At 70.2% G+C, this 18,224-nt stretch carries 15 protein-coding genes; 9 read left to right on the top strand and 6 right to left on the bottom strand.

What is annotated here, in order from left to right; genetic code table 11:
* Nucleotides 1-60 precede the first annotated feature (60 nt).
* Together K8612_RS13145 and cglC are read right to left on the bottom strand one after the other, a co-directional pair.
* On the bottom strand, nucleotides 61-1,494 hold the full coding sequence (locus K8612_RS13145; RefSeq protein ID WP_223762516.1) for a VWA domain-containing protein: 1,434 nt from the start codon (nucleotides 1,492-1,494) through the stop codon (nucleotides 61-63).
* Nucleotides 1,495-1,596: 102 nt separating this feature from the next.
* Complete coding sequence (cglC, locus tag K8612_RS13140) at nucleotides 1,597-2,103, bottom strand: adventurous gliding motility lipoprotein CglC (RefSeq protein WP_223742690.1); 507 nt, start codon at nucleotides 2,101-2,103, stop codon at nucleotides 1,597-1,599.
* A 274-nt stretch (nucleotides 2,104-2,377) separates the two neighbouring features.
* On the opposite strand from cglC, the gene K8612_RS13135 reads away from it, so the two are divergent.
* The 7 genes from K8612_RS13135 to pcnB all read left to right on the top strand — a co-directional run bounded on the left by K8612_RS13135 (nucleotide 2,378) and on the right by pcnB (nucleotide 11,746).
* Nucleotides 2,378-3,205, top strand: coding sequence for an outer membrane beta-barrel domain-containing protein (locus K8612_RS13135; protein ID WP_223762658.1), 828 nt, complete (start codon nucleotides 2,378-2,380; stop codon nucleotides 3,203-3,205).
* Nucleotides 3,202-4,089 carry an outer membrane beta-barrel domain-containing protein gene (locus K8612_RS13130; protein ID WP_223762515.1) on the top strand — a complete coding sequence of 296 codons (888 nt, stop codon included), beginning with the start codon at nucleotides 3,202-3,204 and terminating at the stop codon, nucleotides 4,087-4,089. Before K8612_RS13135 ends, K8612_RS13130 begins: the two co-directional genes overlap by 4 nt.
* A gap of 5 nt (nucleotides 4,090-4,094) precedes the next feature.
* Nucleotides 4,095-6,140 (top strand): adventurous gliding motility protein GltC, encoded by a 2,046-nt coding sequence (gene gltC, locus K8612_RS13125; protein WP_223762514.1) that lies wholly within the window; start codon nucleotides 4,095-4,097, stop codon nucleotides 6,138-6,140.
* A gap of 111 nt (nucleotides 6,141-6,251) precedes the next feature.
* The gene (locus tag K8612_RS13120; protein WP_223762657.1) at nucleotides 6,252-7,565 is read left to right on the top strand and encodes an MFS transporter; all 1,314 of its coding nucleotides are present in this window, start codon (nucleotides 6,252-6,254) and stop codon (nucleotides 7,563-7,565) included.
* 10 nt (nucleotides 7,566-7,575) lie between these two features.
* Entirely contained in the window at nucleotides 7,576-8,610 is a 1,035-nt protein-coding gene (gene plsX / locus K8612_RS13115; RefSeq protein WP_206792020.1) for a phosphate acyltransferase PlsX, read from the top strand.
* Nucleotides 8,607-9,653, top strand: coding sequence for a phosphatase domain-containing protein (locus K8612_RS13110; protein WP_223742685.1), 1,047 nt, complete (start codon nucleotides 8,607-8,609; stop codon nucleotides 9,651-9,653). The genes plsX and K8612_RS13110 overlap by 4 nt, the downstream gene beginning before the upstream one ends.
* A gap of 380 nt (nucleotides 9,654-10,033) precedes the next feature.
* Entirely contained in the window at nucleotides 10,034-11,746 is a 1,713-nt protein-coding gene (pcnB, locus tag K8612_RS13105; protein WP_223742684.1) for a polynucleotide adenylyltransferase PcnB, read from the top strand.
* Nucleotides 11,747-11,895: 149 nt separating this feature from the next.
* Here the strand turns inward: pcnB and K8612_RS13100 are convergent, their stop codons facing one another.
* Nucleotides 11,896-13,101, bottom strand: a complete 1,206-nt coding sequence (locus K8612_RS13100) for a DNA polymerase IV (protein WP_223742683.1) — start codon at nucleotides 13,099-13,101, stop codon at nucleotides 11,896-11,898.
* A gap of 41 nt (nucleotides 13,102-13,142) precedes the next feature.
* On the opposite strand from K8612_RS13100, the gene K8612_RS13095 reads away from it, so the two are divergent.
* A complete protein-coding gene (locus K8612_RS13095) occupies nucleotides 13,143-13,556 on the top strand; it encodes a secondary thiamine-phosphate synthase enzyme YjbQ (RefSeq protein WP_223742682.1) in 414 nt (137 codons plus the stop codon).
* On the opposite strand, the gene K8612_RS13090 is transcribed toward K8612_RS13095, so the two are convergent.
* Both K8612_RS13090 and K8612_RS13085 read right to left on the bottom strand, forming a co-directional pair.
* On the bottom strand, nucleotides 13,553-14,494 hold the full coding sequence (locus K8612_RS13090) for an RluA family pseudouridine synthase (RefSeq protein ID WP_223762513.1): 942 nt from the start codon (nucleotides 14,492-14,494) through the stop codon (nucleotides 13,553-13,555). The genes K8612_RS13095 and K8612_RS13090 overlap by 4 nt on opposite strands.
* A complete protein-coding gene (locus tag K8612_RS13085; RefSeq protein WP_223762512.1) occupies nucleotides 14,491-15,609 on the bottom strand; it encodes a serine/threonine-protein kinase in 1,119 nt (372 codons plus the stop codon). The genes K8612_RS13090 and K8612_RS13085 overlap by 4 nt, the downstream gene beginning before the upstream one ends.
* Nucleotides 15,610-15,737: 128 nt before the next feature.
* Between K8612_RS13085 and K8612_RS13080 the strand changes: the two genes are divergently transcribed.
* Nucleotides 15,738-17,588, top strand: a complete 1,851-nt coding sequence (locus K8612_RS13080; protein ID WP_223762511.1) for a serine/threonine-protein kinase — start codon at nucleotides 15,738-15,740, stop codon at nucleotides 17,586-17,588.
* Between the two features lie 9 nt (nucleotides 17,589-17,597).
* Here the strand turns inward: K8612_RS13080 and K8612_RS13075 are convergent, their stop codons facing one another.
* Nucleotides 17,598-17,972: a hypothetical protein gene (locus K8612_RS13075; RefSeq protein WP_223762510.1), complete on the bottom strand. Its 375-nt coding sequence runs from the start codon at nucleotides 17,970-17,972 to the stop codon at nucleotides 17,598-17,600.
* Nucleotides 17,973-18,224: the final 252 nt, after the last annotated feature.

Raw genomic sequence — 18,224 nt, 5'->3', positions numbered from 1 at the left:
CGCGATGGCGGGCGGGCAGGGGGGCGGGCGGTGCCCCCTCGCACGCCCTGTCCCCGACACTCAGTACGTCGAGCCCATGCGCCCGAAGCTCTTGAGCGCCTTCACCTTGCTGTTCTTCACGGCGGCCTTCTGGGCTTCGTACGAGTCCGCGTCGTCGTATTCCTGCATCGCGCGGCTCTGCTCGGCCTGATCCGCCGCCACCGCCGCCGCGCCCGCCACTGCGCCCGCCTCCTCGAAGAGGGCCTGGTTCTGGGACAGGTAGCCCTTGGCCTCGTCCTTCCGGCCCTGGCTCATGGCCTCCGCGGCCTTCTGGAGGTTCTGCGCGCTGCGGGCCCGGGCCGCGTACACCGTGGCCTCCTTGTCCTGGCGCTGGACGATCTCCTCCCGCACGTCGGTGGCCACCGCGGCCAGCGTGGACTGGTCCTCCACGTTCTTCTGCACCAGCAGGTCCGTGTACGCGACCTTCAGCCCCGCCACCTGCACGGACTGGCCCGGCGCGGTGCCCGTCACGTGGAGGCGCGCCACCACGCGCTCCGTCTGGCCCGCGGAGAAGTCCGGCAGCGCCACGCGCACGGTGTTGCCGGCCTGGTGCGCGCGGTAGCCCAGGACCTCTTCCAGCTTGGTGCCCGGGGGCAGCTCGAAGGACAGCTCCACGTTGCGCGCCACCGCGGTGGTGGCCTGCTGCAGGTCGCGCTGGAAGAGGGTGGACAGCTTGCTCGCGTCCTCCAGGAAGCCGTACGCGCCGGCGCCGTACTCCGCGAAGGCCTGCATCAGGTCCTCGTTGAAGTCCGTGCCCACGCCAATGGAGCTCACCGTGATGCCGGAGGCGCGGATCTCCCGCACCACGTTCTTCAGCCCCTCCTCGTCGGACACGCCCTCGGTGGGCTGGCCGTCGCTCATCAGGATGAGGCGGTTCACGGTGGCCGCGCCGCCCATGGCGGACGCCAACTGCGTGCGGCCCACGGACAGGCCCGCGCTGATGTTGGTGCCGCCGTCATCCCAGATGCCGTCGATGAACTGGAGCATCCGCTCGCGGTTGCCCGCGGTGGCCGGCAGGGACGGCAGGCTCTTCACGTCGCTGCCGTAGTGCACGATGGCCAGCCGGTCCTCGTCGCGCAGGAGCGACACCAGGTGCCGCGCGGCCTGCTTCGCCTGCTGGAGCTTGTAGCCGCTCATGGACCCGGACCGGTCGATGACCACCGCCAGGTTCACCGGGGTGCGCCGGGCTCCGGGCACCTCCGCGCCGGTGAGGTCCACCGTCACGTACGTCTCCGAGGGGCCCACCGGCACGTACGGGTGCGACAGCCGGCTCGTCACCTGGAGGCTGCCCGAGGACGCGCGCGGCCCCGGCGGCGGGACGGGCAGGGGAGGCGCGGGCGGCGTCACGGCGACGTGCGGCGTGGGCGGAAGGCCGCCCCCGCGGGGCATGCCCAGCACCAGCGCGGTGAGGGCGAGGCCACCAGCCAGGGCGAGGAACAGGACCGTACGATTCATGGCAGGGCTCCAGAGGCGTTTGAAACGCGGGCCCTGCCTTTACGAACGGGGGGCGCGAAAAGGTCTAACCCTTTCGCGCGAGGCGACTGTTCAGTCCGGACTTCAGTTGCCCTGGGCCGCCGGGACGGCGCCCGCGCAGAAGTAGGGCGAGTTGTTCTCGCCGAAGGTGCGCCGGTAGAAGGTCTCGTCGGCGACCTTGATGGCGTCCAGCGTGTCCTGGTCCAGCAGCAGGGGGCGGCACGTCATGCGCTCCTTGAGGCCCTCCTCCACGTCGCCCACGGTGCGGGTGATCTCGCAGCCCGTCGTGGTGCCCTGCACGCACTCCTTGCTGCAGTAGCCCAGGGCGAACGCCTCCGGGTTGTCGCTGCGGGGGCTCTGATCATCCCGGACGCAGACGAGGTCCTCGCAGTCCAGCGAACCGAAGGAGATGAAGTCCTGATCCACGGCGATGTCCTTCTCCTGGATCTCCACGAACTTGCGGCCCTGGGCCTCCTGCTCCTGGGCCGTGGCCCTGCGCACCAGTTGGCACGGCTTGCCCAGCTCGGTGGTGACGTCGCAGCCTCCCAGCATCAGGGCGGCGGACAGGAAGAGCGCGGTTCGCACGAACATCTTTGGGACCTCTAGGAAGGATGGAAGCGGGGCGCGCGACAGGGGGAGGACGGCGCCCGGAACCCGTGAACGGTAGCACACCGCTTCTTCGCGCCAACCCCTGACCCGCGGGGCGTGAGGACAGTGGAATTGTGAAGCGATACGGGAGGAATACAGAGGAGGCAGGCGCATTCTGCCGGTTGATGGTTGGGAATACGGCCGATAGGATGGAGCGGCTGATGTCATGCTGCCTTCCGGTGGCAGTACGTTCCCTCCCCCCACGGAGCGCCCGGACTTGAACCGCCCCACGCTGCTGCTTGCGCTGAGCCTGATGTGGCCCGCGCTGGCCCCCGCCCAGAACCAGCAAGGCATGGGCCTCGATCTGACCGAGGACTCCCAGGCCAAGCCACCCGAAGAGAACCCCACGCCGCCGCCGGACGAGGAAGCCCGTCCCGCGTCGCCGCCTGCCGCCGCCCCGGCGAAGGACATCCCGGTCGAAGCGCTGATGCCGCTCACGGACATCACCCAGGACGACCGGGTGAAGAGCGTTCAGCGCAAGGTCTACCTGAAGAAGAACCGCCTGGAGATCTCACCGTTCGTGAGCCTCTCCGTGAACGACCCGTTCTATTCGAAGTTCGGCGGCTCGCTGCGCGCGGCCTGGTACCTGTCGGACACGCTGGCCATCTCCGCGCGTGGCTCGCTCATCCAGGTGATTCCCTCGGATGACGTCCGCACGGCGAAGCGCACCTTCAACAGCAAGATCTACAGCTCCGTGCCGAACTGGTCGGCCATGGGCGACCTGGAGTGGGCGCCGCTCTACGGCAAGGTGTCCTTCCTCAACTCCATCCTCCACTTCGACGGCTACCTGCTGGGCGGCATGGGCGTGGTGAGGACGGAGACCTCCGCGCTGCCGGACCGCGGCCTCAACCCGGCCTTCGACCTGGGCCTGGGCATGCGCTTCGTCACCAAGGACTACCTGGCCGTCAACGTGGCCCTCATCAACACCTCCTACGTGGACCAGCCCCTGGGCAGCAGCAAGGGCGCCCTCCAGAACGTCATGACCCTCAACGCGGGCATCTCCATCTTCCTGCCCCTCAAGTCGACGGGGAGGGAGTCCGAATGAAGCCCGCCTTCCGTCTGCTGCTGACCCTGTGCGCGGGCGTGCCCGCGCTCGCCGCCGCCGACCAGGCCCCCGCGCCCGCTCCGGCCGCCGCGGCTCCGGCCACGCCTGCTCCGGCCCCGGCGGCCCCGGCCCCGAAGACCGCGGCCAACTCCAACCCGCCCGCCACCTCCCAGGAGGAGGAGGCCGGCGACGTGTCCGAGGTGGACAAGGACGCCCTGGGGCCCCTGCGCGAGCGCATCCGGCCGGTGTCCGGCCACATGTTCCTCAAGAAGGGCCGCTTCGAGGTCAGCCCGTCCGCGTCCATCACCATCCGCGACGCGTTCTTCAAGAAGTACCTCTTCGGCGGCACCGTCACCTACTTCCCCATGGAGACGCTGGGCGTGGGCCTGCGCGGCGGCTACGCGCTGAACTCCGTGGCGGGCTCCGCGCAGATCTGCACCTTCACGCCGGGCGAGGGCGGTGACACCCGCGGCTGCCGCGCGCCCTCCAAGGGCGAGCTGGACGGGTACGCGCCCGGCCAGATGACGCTGATGGGCGGCGTGGACGTCCAGTGGGCGCCCATCTACGGAAAGCTGTCGCTGCTGGCGGAGAAGTTCGTCCACTTCGACATGTACGGCGTCGTGGGCGCGTCCGTCGTCCAGTACAAGGGTCCGGCGGAGTCGCTGGCGGACGGCTCGCCCGTCGCGGGCAGCAAGTCGTACCTCACGGGCGGCGGCAACGTGGGCGTCGGCCTGCGCTTCTTCTTCAACCGGTGGATGACGCTGCGCACGGAGCTGCGCGACATCATCTACGTGGAGAAGGGCCGGGAGCCCACGCCCAACTACCTCCGCAACCAGATCCTGTTCGAGCTGGGCCTGTCCTTCTTCTTCCCCTCCGGTTCCTGAGACTCATGCGCACCCACCGGTTCCTCCGCCTCGCCGTCCTCGGGCTCACGCTCGCGTACACGGCCCCCACGCTGGCCCAGTCCTTCGAAGGGCTGGATCTGGCGGGCCAGTCGAAGAAGAAGAAGAAGGGGGCCTCTTCGAAGGCCTCCTCCAAGAAGAAGACCAGCGCCAAGCGCGGCAAGGGCAAGGCGGCCGTCCCGGCCGAGGACGCGGACGCGAGCGCGGACGAGTCCTCCGCGCCCGTGGGCAACCCCGCCACGCCGCCCGCCGCCGTGACGACGACGCCCGCGCCCACGGCCACCCCGGCCTCGCCCGCCGCGAAGCCCCCGCCGGCCGCGAAGCCGGCCGCGCAGGGCAGCCCCGGCCTGGGGCTGGACCTCACGGGTGACAACGACAAGCCGCCCGCGCCCACCATGACTTTCGACGCGGTGGACGTGTCCGGCAAGACGGCGGACCGCCAGCGCCTGGACGCGGCCATCAGCCTGTTCAAGAACGACGAGTACGAGAAGTCCGCGATGGCGGCCCACGAGCTTTTGGGGGACCCCAAGCTCCAGGGCCTGCACGTGGAGGCGCGCTACGTGCTCGCCAAGTCCCTGTACCGCATGGGGCTGTACCACTCGTCGCTGGGCGAGTTCTCCAAGATCCTCGCCGCGGGCCCGTCCACGAAGTTCTTCAAGACGAGCCTGGAGTGGCTGTTCTTCATCAGCCGCAAGACGCAGAACGAGACGGTCATCCTGGATGAGATCGCCCGGTACGCGAACTACGAGTTCCCGGAGAAGTTCCGCAACGAGTTCCGCTACCTGCTGGCGCGCTACCACTTCGTGCGTGGCCGCGCGCTGGATCAGGTGGGCCAGACGGAGAACGCGGACAAGTCCTTCGAAGAGGTGAAGCGCCTGGCGCTGACCATCCCGCGCACGGACGCGTTCTACCCGCGCGCGAAGTACCTGGAGGGCCTGGCCTTCTTCCGCAACGGCACGGCCCACAAGGACGCGGCGGCCAAGCGCGGCAACACGGACGTCATGGCGTCCGTGGAGGCCATGAAGGAAGTGGTGCGCCTCACCCGTCCCCAGGCGGGCCGCACCGGCGAGGCGGCGAAGCTGGACAAGTCGCTGCGCGAGCTGGCCTTCATGCAGTTGGCCCGCACGCACTACGGCATGCAGCAGAACCGCTTCTCCATCTTCTATTTGAACAAGGTGGAGCGCGGGAACACGCAGTGGCTGGAGGCCCTCTTCGAGTCCTCCTGGGCCAACTACCGCATCGGCCAGTACGAGCAGGCGCTGGGCAACCTCATCACCCTGTCGTCGCCCTTCTTCCGCGAGGAGTACTTCCCGGAGGCGCTCATCCTGAAGGCGGTCATCTATTACGAGAACTGCCGCTACCGGGAGTCCAACCTCATCCTCCAGGACTTCGAGCGCACCTACCTGCCCGTGCACGACGAGCTGGACGGGCTGGTGAAGAAGAACATGGAGGCCTCCGAGTACTACACGGTGCTCGCGGACGTGCAGAAGAAGAACAAGGACGGCCTGGAGAAGAACGGCACGGACGTCATCCTGGAGCGCATCCTGCGGCTGGCCCTCACGGATCAGGACCTGAAGAAGACCAACGACTCCATCCTGGAGCTCGAGGGTGAGATGGACCTGTTCGGCAACAAGGGCGACACGTTCAAGTACTCGGAGCTGACCAAGCAGTTGCTGGAGGAGCTCAAGGTCCAGCGCACCAGCCTCATCTCCAAGGCCGGCATCATGGCCAAGGGCAAGCTGGAGTCGGAGCTGGGCGCGCTCAAGCTGCTGCTGGCCAACGGCCTGCGCATCAAGTTCGAGACGACCACCAAGGAGAAGGAGTTCCTGGAGGAGCAGCTCAAGGCGGGCGGCCGCACGGCCATCGTCAAGAAGTACAAGTACTCCGTGGCCGTGGCGGACGATCAGCTCTACTGGCCCTACGAGGGCGAGTACTGGCGTGACGAGCTGGGCACGTACCAGTACACGATGACCAAGGGCTGCATCGAGCGCGACACGGCCAACCGTCAAATCCAGTCCGCCGAGGCGATGTAGACGCCTTCCGCCGAGAGTGGGATTGTTCCCGGCCGCCGGAGCGCCCGTTGCGCGCGCTCCGGCGGTCTTGTTTTTTCCAACGGTCCCTCGAAGGGACGAGGGAGTGTGAAGTTGGCTCGGGAGGCGTCGCTGCGGGTGGTGTTCGGCATCGCCGTCCTGGACCTCATCGGGTTCGGCATCCTGATTCCGCAGTTGGGCGTGTACGGCGTGCGCTTTGGCGCTTCCCCCTTCGCGGTGGGGCTGCTCGTCGCGGTGTACTCGCTGATGCAGTTGGTGGCGGCGCCCATCATGGGGCGGCTGTCGGACCGGTTCGGCCGGCGGCCGGTGCTGCTCATCTCCCAGGTGGGCTCGCTGGTGGGCTACGTGCTGTTCGCCTTCGCGCACACGCTGCCCTTGTTGTTCCTGTCCCGCGTCATCGACGGGGTGTCCGGCGGCAACGTGTCCACGGCGCAGGCGGTGGTGGCGGACATCACGAAGCCCCATGAGCGCGCGCGGGGCATGGGCATCATCGGCGCGGCGTTCGGCCTGGGCTTCGTGCTGGGGCCCGCGCTGGGCGGCGTGCTGGGGGCGTGGGGCGGCAACCTGGCCATCGGTCTGTTCGCGGCGGGACTGTCCGCGCTGAACCTGCTCAACACCTGGTTCTTCCTGCCGGAGACGCGCAGGGCGGACTCGCCGTCCGCCACGACGCGCAGCATGCGGGGCGCCGCCTCCGTGTTGACGCTGCCCGTCGTGGGCCGGTGCGTGGTGCTGGTGCTGCTCTACACGGTGGCCTTCGCGCAGATGGAGGGCACCTTCTCCGTCTACCTGTTGACGCGCTTCCTCTCCACCGGGCCGGTGCCGCTGGAGGGCGGGTGGCTGGTGCACGCGGTGCATCCGGACGCGGCCGTCCTGAAGGAGGCGAGCCTGCGCTCCGGGGCGCTCTTCGCGGTGGTGGGCGTTCTGTCCGCGCTGGTGCAGGGCGGGCTGGTGCGCCGGCTGGTGTCCGCGGGGCATGGCGCGCCGGGCCAAGGGGCGGAAGGTGCCCCGGGGGGCAGGGGAGGGCGGGAGGCCCCGGTGGCCGTGGTGGGCTTCGGGCTGACGGCGGCGGGGCTGGCCCTTCTGCCCGTGGCGCCGTCGTATGGGTGGCTGTTCCCGGTGATGGGGCTGCTGGCGGTGGGCTCCGCGCTGGTGACGCCGTGCCTGTCCGCGCTGGTGTCCCTGCACGCGCCCATGGAGCGCCAGGGGGCGGTGTTGGGGGCCTACCAGGCGTCCGGCTCCCTGGGCCGCATCGTGGGGCCCGCGCTGGGCGGCCTGCTCTTCACACGACTGGGCCCGACGGCGCCTTATGGGACGGGCGCGGTGCTGGTGGCGCTGGGTGGACTTTTGGCACTGTCGTTGGTGACACAGGTGCGAATGTCGGGAGCAGGCGCGGAGCAAAGCTCATAGGATGGGGACCATGGTGGGCAAGCCGCAGCACATCACCATCGCGTTCGACGTGATGGGGAGCGATCACGGCCCGGCGGAGGTGGTGCGAGGCGCCGCCCAGCTTTCGCTGGAGTCTCCGCACATCCACGCGCTGCTCGTGGGGGACCGGCCGGTCATCGACGAGGCCCTGGCGGGCATCAAGCACAACGGGGAGCGCATCTCCGTGCACCACGCGGGCGACTACGTGGGCATGGACGAGAAGCCCGGCGAGGCGCTGGCGCGCAAGCCGGAGTCCTCCGTGGCGGTGGCCGCCCGGCTGGTGGCGGAGGGGGAGGCGCACGCGCTCGTCTCCGCGGGCAACACGGGCGCGGGCGTGCTCGCGTGCAAGCGCCACTTCCAGCTCATCCCCGGCGTGCGCCGCGCGGCCCTGGCCACGGTGTACCCCACGCGGGGCGTGAGAGGCGCGAAGCAGGACCCGTTCAGCCTCATCCTCGACGTGGGCGCCACGGTGGAGGCCACCGCGGAGGACCTGGTGGCGTTCGCCGTCATGGGCTCCGCCTACGCGCGCATCATCTCCCGCAACGAGCGGCCCAAGGTGGCGCTGTTGTCCAACGGTGTGGAACCGCAGAAGGGCCCGCCCCGGGTGGTGGAGGCGCACCAGCGGCTGTCGCAGATGCCGGGGCTCAACTTCACGGGGAACGTGGAGGGCATCGACATCCCGCGCGGCACGGTGGACGTGATTGTCACGGACGGCTTCGTGGGCAACGTGTGCCTGAAGATGCTGGAGGGCGTGCACGACACGGTGATGGAGCTGGCCCAGTACGCCTACAAGGAGAGCCTGCGCTGGCGCGCGGGCCTGGCCATGCTGTCCTCCGGCATCGAGCGGCTGAAGGACATCACGGACTGGGAGCAGTACGGCGGCGCGCCCATCCTGGGGTTCGACCGCATCTTCATCAAGGCGCACGGCCGCTCCAAGGCGCGCGCCATCGCGAACGCGGGCAAGGTGGCCGCGAAGGCGGTGGCGAACGAGCTGGGCACCGCCATCCAGGAGGGCCTGGCGAAGTGAGCCTGCCGGACCGCATCGACCCGCGCCCCCCGCGCCGCATCTACCGGTGGGACCTGGACAAGACGTACCTCCAGACGGACTTCGAGTCGCTGCGCGACCTGTTCCGCACGGCGTTCCAGAAGGCCCATGAGAAGGTCGCCGTGCCCGGTGCGTCCGCCCTCATCCGCGAGCTGGCGGAGCAGGGGGACTCGCGGCTGTGCATCGTGTCCGGCAGCCCCAAGCAGATGCGCGCGGTGCTGGAGGAGAAGCTCAAGCTGGACGGCGTCCAGTGGGACGAGTTCGTCCTCAAGGACAACGTGGGCAACCTCCTGCGCGGGCGCTTCCGGGCCCTGCGCGGCCAGGTGGGCTACAAGCTGCCCGCCATCCTGGAGAGCCGCGTCAACGCGCCGGTGGAGGCCGAAGAGGTCCTCTTCGGCGACGACGCGGAGGCCGACGCGTTCATCTATTCGCTCTACGCGGACCTCATCGCGGGCCGGGTGGACGAGCGCGTGCTGTCCCAGGTGCTGGAGGCGGGCGGGGTGTACCCGGACGACGCCGCGCGGGTGCACGAGGCGTGGAAGAAGATTCCCATCGCGGACCCGGTGCGGCGCATCTTCATCCACCTGGACAAGCTGACGCCGCCCGCGCACTTCACGCCCTACGGCCCGCGCGTGGTGCCCATCTTCAACTACTTCCAGGCGGCGCTGGTGCTCCTGGCGGACGGCCACCTCACGGCGCCGCAGGTGCTCAAGATTGCCGTGGAGATGGTGCAGACGGCGGGGCACAACATCATCACGCTGTCGAACTCGTTCCAGGACCTGCTGCGGCGCGGGCTGCCGCTGCAGCAGGCGGCCATCGCGTTGTCCCAGGCGATGGAGGGCCCCAACGCGCTGCTCAAGGCCATGCGCCCCATGCCGGACATCCTGGCCGCGTTCAGCAAGCGCCTGGCCGCGCTGGGCACGCAGCCGCCCCCGCCGCGCGTGCAGGCGGTGGACTACGTGTCGCTCATCTCCCACGCGCTGCCCCGGACCCACAAGGGGCGCACCCTGAAGCCGCCCACCTGAGGCGTCCTGCCCCCCGGGCCCGGCCGCCTGCCTGCCTTGCGGCCCCTCCAGCGTGAGGGGCCCGTGGCGGCCGGGGTTCGGCCCGGACCCGGTGTTATCCAGTGGAGGCGCCTCCCACGGGCAGCGGGCGCACGGCGGGCGGGCAGGGGGCCCCGGGTGGACCCCCGACGTCCCTGAAGAATGTCCTTAGCCGCGACCCCCATGGGTGGGAGGATGCGTGCTAGACGGCTGCCCTTCCGAGGCGAATGACGCGAGACCCGACCCATCCCCCGCCCCATGGCGGAACGCTGCCAGCCGCGCCCGGAGACGACGCGCGCGGAGAGGCCTCCTTCGAGGCGGCAGCGGACACGGCTTCCGGGTCCGCGCACGAGGTACTTTCCATGTCTTCCCCCCTGGACCTGACGGGCTCCGAGGAGCGCGGCGAGCGCACCGAAGCCCAGGTGCCCGCGGACTCCGCCGAGCACCTCAGCGAGCACGAAACCCCTTCCCGGGCCGCCCCGGCCCCCTCCGAGCCCCCCTACGCCGCGGACGCCGCGGAGGACGACGGGTTCGACGACGATGACGACACCGAGGACGCCGGCCCCGAGGTCAGCGATGAAATCCGCGCCGCCACCGAGGCCCTGAAGGCCGCGGAGGCGGAGGACGCGCAGGCCGCCGCCGAGGCGGGTGACGAGGCCGAGGAGCCCGAGGCCGTCATCCTGGAGCCGGAGCCGGAGCCCGCCGCGAACGAGCCGGAGCTGCAGGCGCCCACCACCACCCGCACGGGCGAGCCCGCGGAGATCGACCCGGACGAGATGGATCCGGACGCGCTCAAGGTGGTGCTGCGGCTGCACCAGCACGGCCACCAGGCGTACCTGGTGGGCGGCTGCGTGCGCGACCTGCTGCTGGGCAAGAAGCCCAAGGACTTCGACGTGGCCACCAGCGCCCACCCGGGCGAGGTGCGCGCCATCTTCCGCAACTGCCGGCTCATCGGCCGGCGCTTCCGGCTGGCGCACGTCTACTTCAAGGGCGGGAAGATCGTGGAGGTGTCCACCTTCCGCGCGAACCCGACGGAGCTGGAGCCGGCGGCGGGGGTGGAGGAGGGGCAGAGCGGCGAGGACCTCCTCATCACGCACGACAACGTCTTCGGCACCGCGCAGCAGGACGCGCGCCGCCGCGACTTCACCATCAACGGCCTGTTCTACGACGCGAGCGAAGGCCGGGTCATCGACTACGTGCGCGGCCGGCGCGACCTGGATGAGCGCTTCATCCGGACGATTGGCGACCCGGAGATCCGCATGCGCGAGGACCCGGTGCGCATCCTGCGCGCGGTGCGCTTCGCGGCGAAGCTGGACCTGGACATCGAGTCGCGCACGTACGCGGCGATGGAGGGCGCGGTGGAGGACCTGCCGCGCTGCGCGCCCGCGCGCCTGTTGGAGGAGACGTTCCGGCTCATCCGCGGCGGCGTGTCCGCCCCGGCGCTGAAGCTGCTGGCGGCGCTGGACGCGCTGAAGATATTGCTGCCGCCGGTGGACGCGTACCTGCGCGAGCACGGGAAGGAAGGGGAGAAGACCTTCTACGCCTTCGCGCAGGCGCTGGATAAGCGCGTGTCGGCGGGCGAGGTGCTGGACGACGCCATCCTGCTGGCCACGTTGCTGGTGCCCATCAGCCGCGCGCAGCCGCCGCCGGAGGAGTCGCAGGACGAGGGCCGCGCGTCGGTGTCGCGCGTCATCGAGGACCTGCTGGCGGGCTTCGTGGAGTCCGCGAGGCTGCCGCGCCGCATCGCCGAGCGCTGCCGCATGTTGCTGCTGATGCAGCGCACGCTGTCCGGGGAGCGCCGCCGCAAGACGGGCGCCTTCCGCCGCCACCCGCTCTTCAACGAGGCGCTGGCCGTCTACGCGATGACGGTGGAGGCCACGGGCGAAGGGCGCGAGGCGCTGGAGGCGTGGCAGGCCGGAGAGGTGCCGCCGCCGCGCGCCGGAGCGGGCAACGGAGCGGACGCGGATGGGCCCCGCCGCAAGCGCCGTCGCCGCCGTCGCCGCCGTTCCGGCAGCGGGAGCGGGGAGGGCGGTGGTTCCAGCGCCTCGTCCGGTTCCGACGCGGGCGAGGGATAGCGCTCCCGTAGCAGCCGGGTGCAGCGAAAGGGCTGGGGCGCTTCGGTGCTCCGGCCCGTTTCGTTTCTGGAGGCGCTGCCGCGTCGTCCCCGCCGTGACGGCGCAGCGACAGGGCTGGGGCGCTCAGGTGCTCCGGGCCCGGGGGCCCGCTACCGCTTCGGTTTGTCCACCGGCTTCTCGGAGCGGTGCTGGTCGTCATCCGACGCCTCCGCCCCCGCGATGTCCGCCATGGTGATGGCCTTGCTGCCAAAGCGCGCCGCGATGCGGTCCATCGCCTCGTTCAACTTCGACGACTTCGGCGCCGCCGCCGGGAACAGCCCCAACTGCGGCTCGTCCTCGTCCAACTGCACGCTCACGCCGGTGAGCCGCAGCGCCTTGCCTTCGTGCGCGCGCTCCAGCAGCTCCAGCGCCGCGCGGTAGATGACCTGCCCGTCGTCCGTGGCCTCTCGCAGCGTGGTGCGCCGGGTGATGAGCGTGAAGTCCGAGAACTTCAGCTTGAGCTGCACCACCCGCCCCTTCAGCGACGCTCTGCGCAGCCGCCGGGCCACCCGCAGGGCCTGCGCGTGCACGTGCGGCTTGAGCGCCTCCGGGCCCGTCAGGTCCTCGTCGAAGGTGTCCTCCGCGCCCACGCTCTTGGCCGCCCGGTCCGGCACCACGTCCCGTGCGTCGATGCCGTGCGACAGCTCCCACAGGTGCTTCGCGCTCGCCGCGCCGAAGCGCTGCTCCAGCCAGTCCACGTCCCGCGCCGCCACGTCCCCGATGGTGACGAGCCCCGCGCGCTTCATCGCCTCTTCCGTCTTGGGCCCCACGCCCCACAGCCGCGACACCGGCAGCCCCGCGAGGAACGCCACCGTCTCCTCCGGGCGCACCTCGCGCTGGCCGTTGGGCTTCGCCAGGTCGGAGGCGATCTTCGCCACGAACTTCGCCGTGGCGATGCCCGCGGACGCCGGCAGGTTCAACTCGTGGGCAATCTCCTTGCGGATCCGCTTCGCGATGTCCGCCGCCGCGCCGAACAGCCCCACCGACGCCGTGACGTCCAGGAACGCCTCGTCCAGCGACAGGGGCTCAATCAGCGGCGTGTACCGCTCGAAGATGGCGAACACCTGCTCGCTGGCCTCCGCGTACGCGGAGAAGCGCGGCTTCACCACGATGGCGTGCGGCGCCTGCTTCACCGCCCGCGCCATGGGCATGGCGCTGCGCACGCCGAAGGGGCGGACTTCATACGACGCGGCCACCACCACGCCGCGTTGTGCATGCCCGCCAACGATGACCGGCTTGCCCCGCAGGGACGGGTTGTCGCGCTGCTCGACGGACGCATAGAAGGCGTCCATGTCCACGTGGAGGATGGCTCGCATGGCGTGAGTCACTCTAGTGGTCCCCTCTGACAGTGCGAGCCATGAAGACCCTCACCGAATACCTCTGGTTCGAGACGAAGGCCCGGCGCGAGCTGGTGCGCCTCACGGACACCGTGGCCTCCCTGGTGAAGAAGAGCGGCGTCCAGGAGGGCATGGTGCTGGTGTCCGCCATGCACATCACCGCGGGCGTCTTCGTCAACGACGACGAGCCCGGCCTCCACGAGGACATCTGGGACTGGCTCCAGCACCTGGCGCCCCACGGCCCCGACTACCGCCACCACCGCACCGGCGAGGACAACGGCGACGCGCACCTGAAGTCCATGCTCGTCCACCATCAGGTGCTGATCCCCATCACCGCCGGCAAGCTCGACCTGGGCCCGTGGCAGCAGGTCTTCTACGCGGAGTTCGACGGGCAGCGCCGCAAGCGCGTCATCGTCAAGGTGATGGGCGACTAACCGGCCACCGGCCACGGCAGCCCGTGGCGCGAAAGCTCCGCCACCAGGTCCGGCGGCAGCGGGCTCTCCACCTTCACGGGCTCCTTCGTCACCGGGTGCGGCACGGTGAGCGAGCGGGCGTGCAGGAAGAACCGCCCCAATTCCGGCGCCTCGCGGCCCCCGTAGAGCGCGTCCCCCACGATGGGCGCGCCCACGCCCGCCAGGTGCGCGCGCACCTGGTGCAGCACGCCGGTGAGGATTTTCACCTCCACCAGGCTGGAGTCCCCGGACCGGGCCAGCACCCGGAAGTGGGACAGCGCCTCGCGGGCGTCCTCGGCGCCGTAGGGGGCCGGCTCCACGCGGTCCGGGTGGCGCGGGTGGTGGCGCAGCGGCACCTCCACCTCGCCCTCGTCCGCCAGCGGGCCCGTCACCAGGGCCAGGTAGCGCTTGTCCACGGCGCGGTGGCTGAAGGCCTCACGCACGGCGGTCCAGGCCTCGCGCGTGCGGGCCGCCACCAGGACCCCGGACGTCTCCACGTCCAGCCGGTGGCACAGGCCGCCCTCGCGCGGGTCCTGGGACGCCTGCGCGACCTCCGGGTAGCGCGCCACCAGGGCGTTGGCCACCGTGCCCGTCTCTCCCGGCTGCAGGGGGTGGGACGGGCGGCCGGCGGGCTTGTCCACGAAGAGCAGGGCGGCGTCCTCGTGCAGGACGACGAGCGGGAAGTCCGTGTCGGGCACGGCCTCGCGCGGGGCCTCCTCCACCGTCACGGCGACCTGCTGGCCCTCGGTGACGGTGAGCCCCTTCTTGGCGGGGCGGCCATTCACGCGCACCTGGCCTTCTTCGAAGAGGCGCTTCAGGCGCGCGCGGGACAGGCCCAGGGCCTCGCCCACGAACAGGTCCACCCGCTGGCCCGCCTGGGTGGCGTCCACGGTGAGGGTGTGCGTCGTCGTCGTGGTCACTCGGAGAGGGCCTCGTACACTTCCTCGGCCGTCTGGAACCGGTCGTCCGGCTCCTTGCGGATGAGGCGATGGGCCACCCGCGCCAACTGCGGGTCGCCATGCAGGTTGAGCGCGAGCAGCGGCGGAGGTTCCGTCTCCAGCACCTGACGCCACAGCTCGTGCGGCGTTTTCGCGTCGAACGGCGGACGCCCGCTCATCAGCTCGTACAGGATGACGCCCAGGCTGTACAGGTCCGAGCGCCCATCCAGCGGCTCGCCCAGGATCTGCTCCGGGGCCATGTAGCGGTACGTGCCCACCAGCTTGCCGTCCGCGGTGATGCCCGCGTCGTCCGCGAGGAACTTGGCCAGGCCGAAGTCCATCAGCCGCACCTGGCGGTCGTCATCCACCATGATGTTGGACGGCTTCAGGTCGCGGTGCACCAGCCCGTGGCCGTGGATGTACGCCAGCGCCTCGCACACCTGGAGCATGGCGTCCTTCAGCTTGCCCATGCGCTCCGGACGGTTGAGGTCCGCCATCTTCGGCGTGGCGGGGCGGGAAGGGGGCGGCGGCGCGCGCGGTGCGGCCCGGCGCGGGTCCACCACGGGCATCCCGCCCGAGTCCGAGTCGTCCTCCCCGGCGCCGTGGAAGCTGGCCAGGTCCTCGCTGGGGGCCTCCTCCGCGAAGGCGTTGAGGTCGAAGGTGCCGTCGTCCTCGCTGGCGTCGTCCGCTTCGTCGTCCGGGCCGTCCTCGCTGCCGAAGTCGTCGTCCGCGGTGCGGCGGACGGTGAGCGGGAAGCGGCTGGAGGGCGTGGGCGTGTGCAGGTCGTTGAAGCTCACGTCCAGGTAGTGGCGCAGCGTGAGCCCTTCGATGAGCTCCATGGCCAGGTACGGCTGGCCCGCGTGGACGCCGGCCTCGAAGACCTTCACCACGTTGGGGTGGGCCAGGTCCGCGAGCGTCTCGAATTCGCGCGCGAGCCTCCGGGCCGCGCGGTCGTCCAGCGACGGGCCACCCGTCGACAGGAGCTTCAGCGCGACCTCGTCGTTGCTGCGGCGGTCCAGGGCCCGATAGACGGTCCCGGCCCCGCCACTGCCGAGCGTTTCCAGCACGCGGTAGGGACCAATGGCCTTGGGAGGCATGGGAGGGCGGATCCTACGGAGCACGTCGCGTCAGGGTCAAACGTCCTGGTGGCTTGCTCATGCCGCCAGACGCTCGGTCGCGCGGCGGGTTTCACTTTTCCAGTGAACCATGGGAAAGCTTTGGGTCCATGCAATTGGGGAAGTACCAGTTGGTGCGGAAACTCGCCTCGGGAGGCATGGCCGAGGTGTTCCTCGCGAAGGCGGCGGGGCCCCGGGGGTTCGAGAAGACGCTGGTCCTCAAGCGCATCCTGCCGCACCTGGCGGAGGATGAGGCGTTCGTGGAGATGTTCCTGGGCGAGGCGCAACTGGCCGCCCGGCTGGACCACCCGAACGTGGTGCAGATCTTCGACTTCGGCGAGGTGGACGGCAGCTACTTCCTGGCGATGGAGTACATCGACGGGCCCACGCTGCGCCGGCTCATCAAGCGCTCCACGGAGCTGAAGCAGCCGCTGCCCCCGGGCGTGTGCGCGAAGATGGTGGCCGCCGCGGCGGAGGGGCTGGCGTTCGCGCACGAGCTGACGGACCCGGAGACGGGGGCGCCGCTGGGGCTGGTGCACCGGGACATCTCTCCGGAGAACGTGCTGGTGTCGCGGCAGGGCGCGGTGAAGGTGGTGGACTTCGGCATCGCGAAGGTGGCGGGGCAGAGTCACCGCACGGCGACGGGCGTGGTGAAGGGGAAGGTCGCGTACATGCCGCCGGAGCAGCTGCAGGCCCGGCCCATGGATGGGCGCGTGGACGTGTACGCGCTGGGCATCGTGCTCTACGAGCTGCTCACCGGGAAGCGCCCCTTCGAGGCGACGACGGACGTGAGCATGATGCAGGCCATCCTCTTCGAGCCCTTCGTGCCCGCGGTGCAGCGCCGGCCGGACCTGCCGGAGGCGATGCAGCGCATCCTGGAGAAGGCGCTCGCGAAGGACCGGGAGCAGCGCTACCCGGACTGCCGCGCGTTCCAGGCGGACCTGGAGCGCTTCGTGCTGTCGCTGGGCGAGCCCGTGGGCGCGTACCAGATTGCCCGGCTGGTGGCGCAGGTGATGGAGGGGGTGGAGACCACGCCCCCGGCGGCCACGCCCGCGAAGGGGCGGGTGACGGCGCCCTTGGCGCCCGTGGTGGAAGCGGCGACGACGCCCATGCCCCATCGCGCAGGCACGGCGTGGGAGCCGTTGGCCTCGCGCTCCTCGATGGAGGCGCCCGCCGTCACCGCCTCCGGACACGACATGCCGTCGAGCCGGTTCGACGCGGCGACGGACCCCGCGACGCCGTCAGCGGGGAGCCTGCTGCGGGAGTCCGGGGCGCCGCCTCCGAAGGTCTCGAAGGGGGCTGCCTCCGAGCAGCCCGTGCTCGCGGGAGCGGTGCGCTCGCCCAGGCGGAAGCTGGTGGGCGTGATGGTGGCGGTGAGCGTGGTGGGGCTCGCTGGGGGACTGGCGCTCCTGGGGAAGGGGGAGAAGCCCGCCGCGCCTGTGAGTACGCCCACGCCGGTTGCTCAGAACGACAATGCCCCCGTGAAGCCGCGGGAGCCGAAGGTGACCCCTGTCGTTCCGGCGACGCGCGTGGAACCGGTGGCCGCCGAGACGGTGGACAGCGGCACTCCTGCTGTCGTGGCAGAAGTGAAGCCCGCGACGGAGAGCGCCTCCGAGGTGCGAGACGCGGGCGTGGTGGCGGAGGTGGTGCCGGCTCCGCGCCCCACGGTCGTCGCGAAGCCCGTGGTGGCCAGCACGTCCACGCTGCCGGTCAGCCGCGTGGCCACCCCGGTCCGTCGCGAACTCCCGAAGGGCAGGGTGGAGTTCCGCGTCCGTCCGTTCGGCATGGTGTCCCTGGACGGCAAGCCCCTGGGACAGACGCCCTTCGCCGCCGTGGCGGCGACAGAGGGCGTGCATCAGGTGCGCGTCGTGAACAAGGAGCTGGGCAAGGACGTGACGCGGTCCTTCGAGGTGAAGGCCGGGCAGGACAACGTCTTCAAGCTCAACCTCATGGCGGAGTGATCCGCTGGTTCAATGAACTGTCAGGCTCCAGGCCCCTGGTGCAGCGATCTGCTTGGGTTCAAAGACATCCGTGTTCGAATCGTCAATCAATCCATAACCATTGAAGCCCCAACCCCAGACGCTCCCATCTTGCTTCACGGTGAGCGAGTGTTCGTTGCCCGCAGCCAGGGATGCGACGTTCGTGAGTCCTGGAGCCTGCGCCGGAGTCGCACGGTCCATGGTGGTGCCGTCTCCAAGTTGGCCGTAATTGTTCTGCCCCCAGGCCCAGATGGTTCCGTCCGCTTTCAGTGGTCCCGTCACCCAATTGCCCCCACTCGTTATTGCCTCAGGTTCAAAACGTAAGTGCCCGATTTTGCTGAGCCACTCCAGCTCCGCTTCCACCATCCATCTGAAGCGGGGATAATGCGCGAACCGGGATGTGGACCGAATTTCAATGCTTGGAGCACATTGTGCCTGCTCGTCCTTTGCTCATTGCAGCGCTGATCCTCCTTGCTTCGTGTGGGGAGGGAGCGAATGTCTCTGATGGCGTAGTGCCTCCCTCGAACGACCATCCGCGTCTGTTTAACGCGGCGGCGAAAAGCAAAGCAGAATCAAAGACATAGGTGCAGCCGAGCAGGCAGGCCCGTCGAAACGGAG

Source organism: Corallococcus sp. AS-1-6, assembly GCF_020037015.1.
GTDB lineage: Bacteria > Myxococcota > Myxococcia > Myxococcales > Myxococcaceae > Corallococcus.
This window is presented reverse-complemented; position numbering and strand designations above follow the sequence as displayed.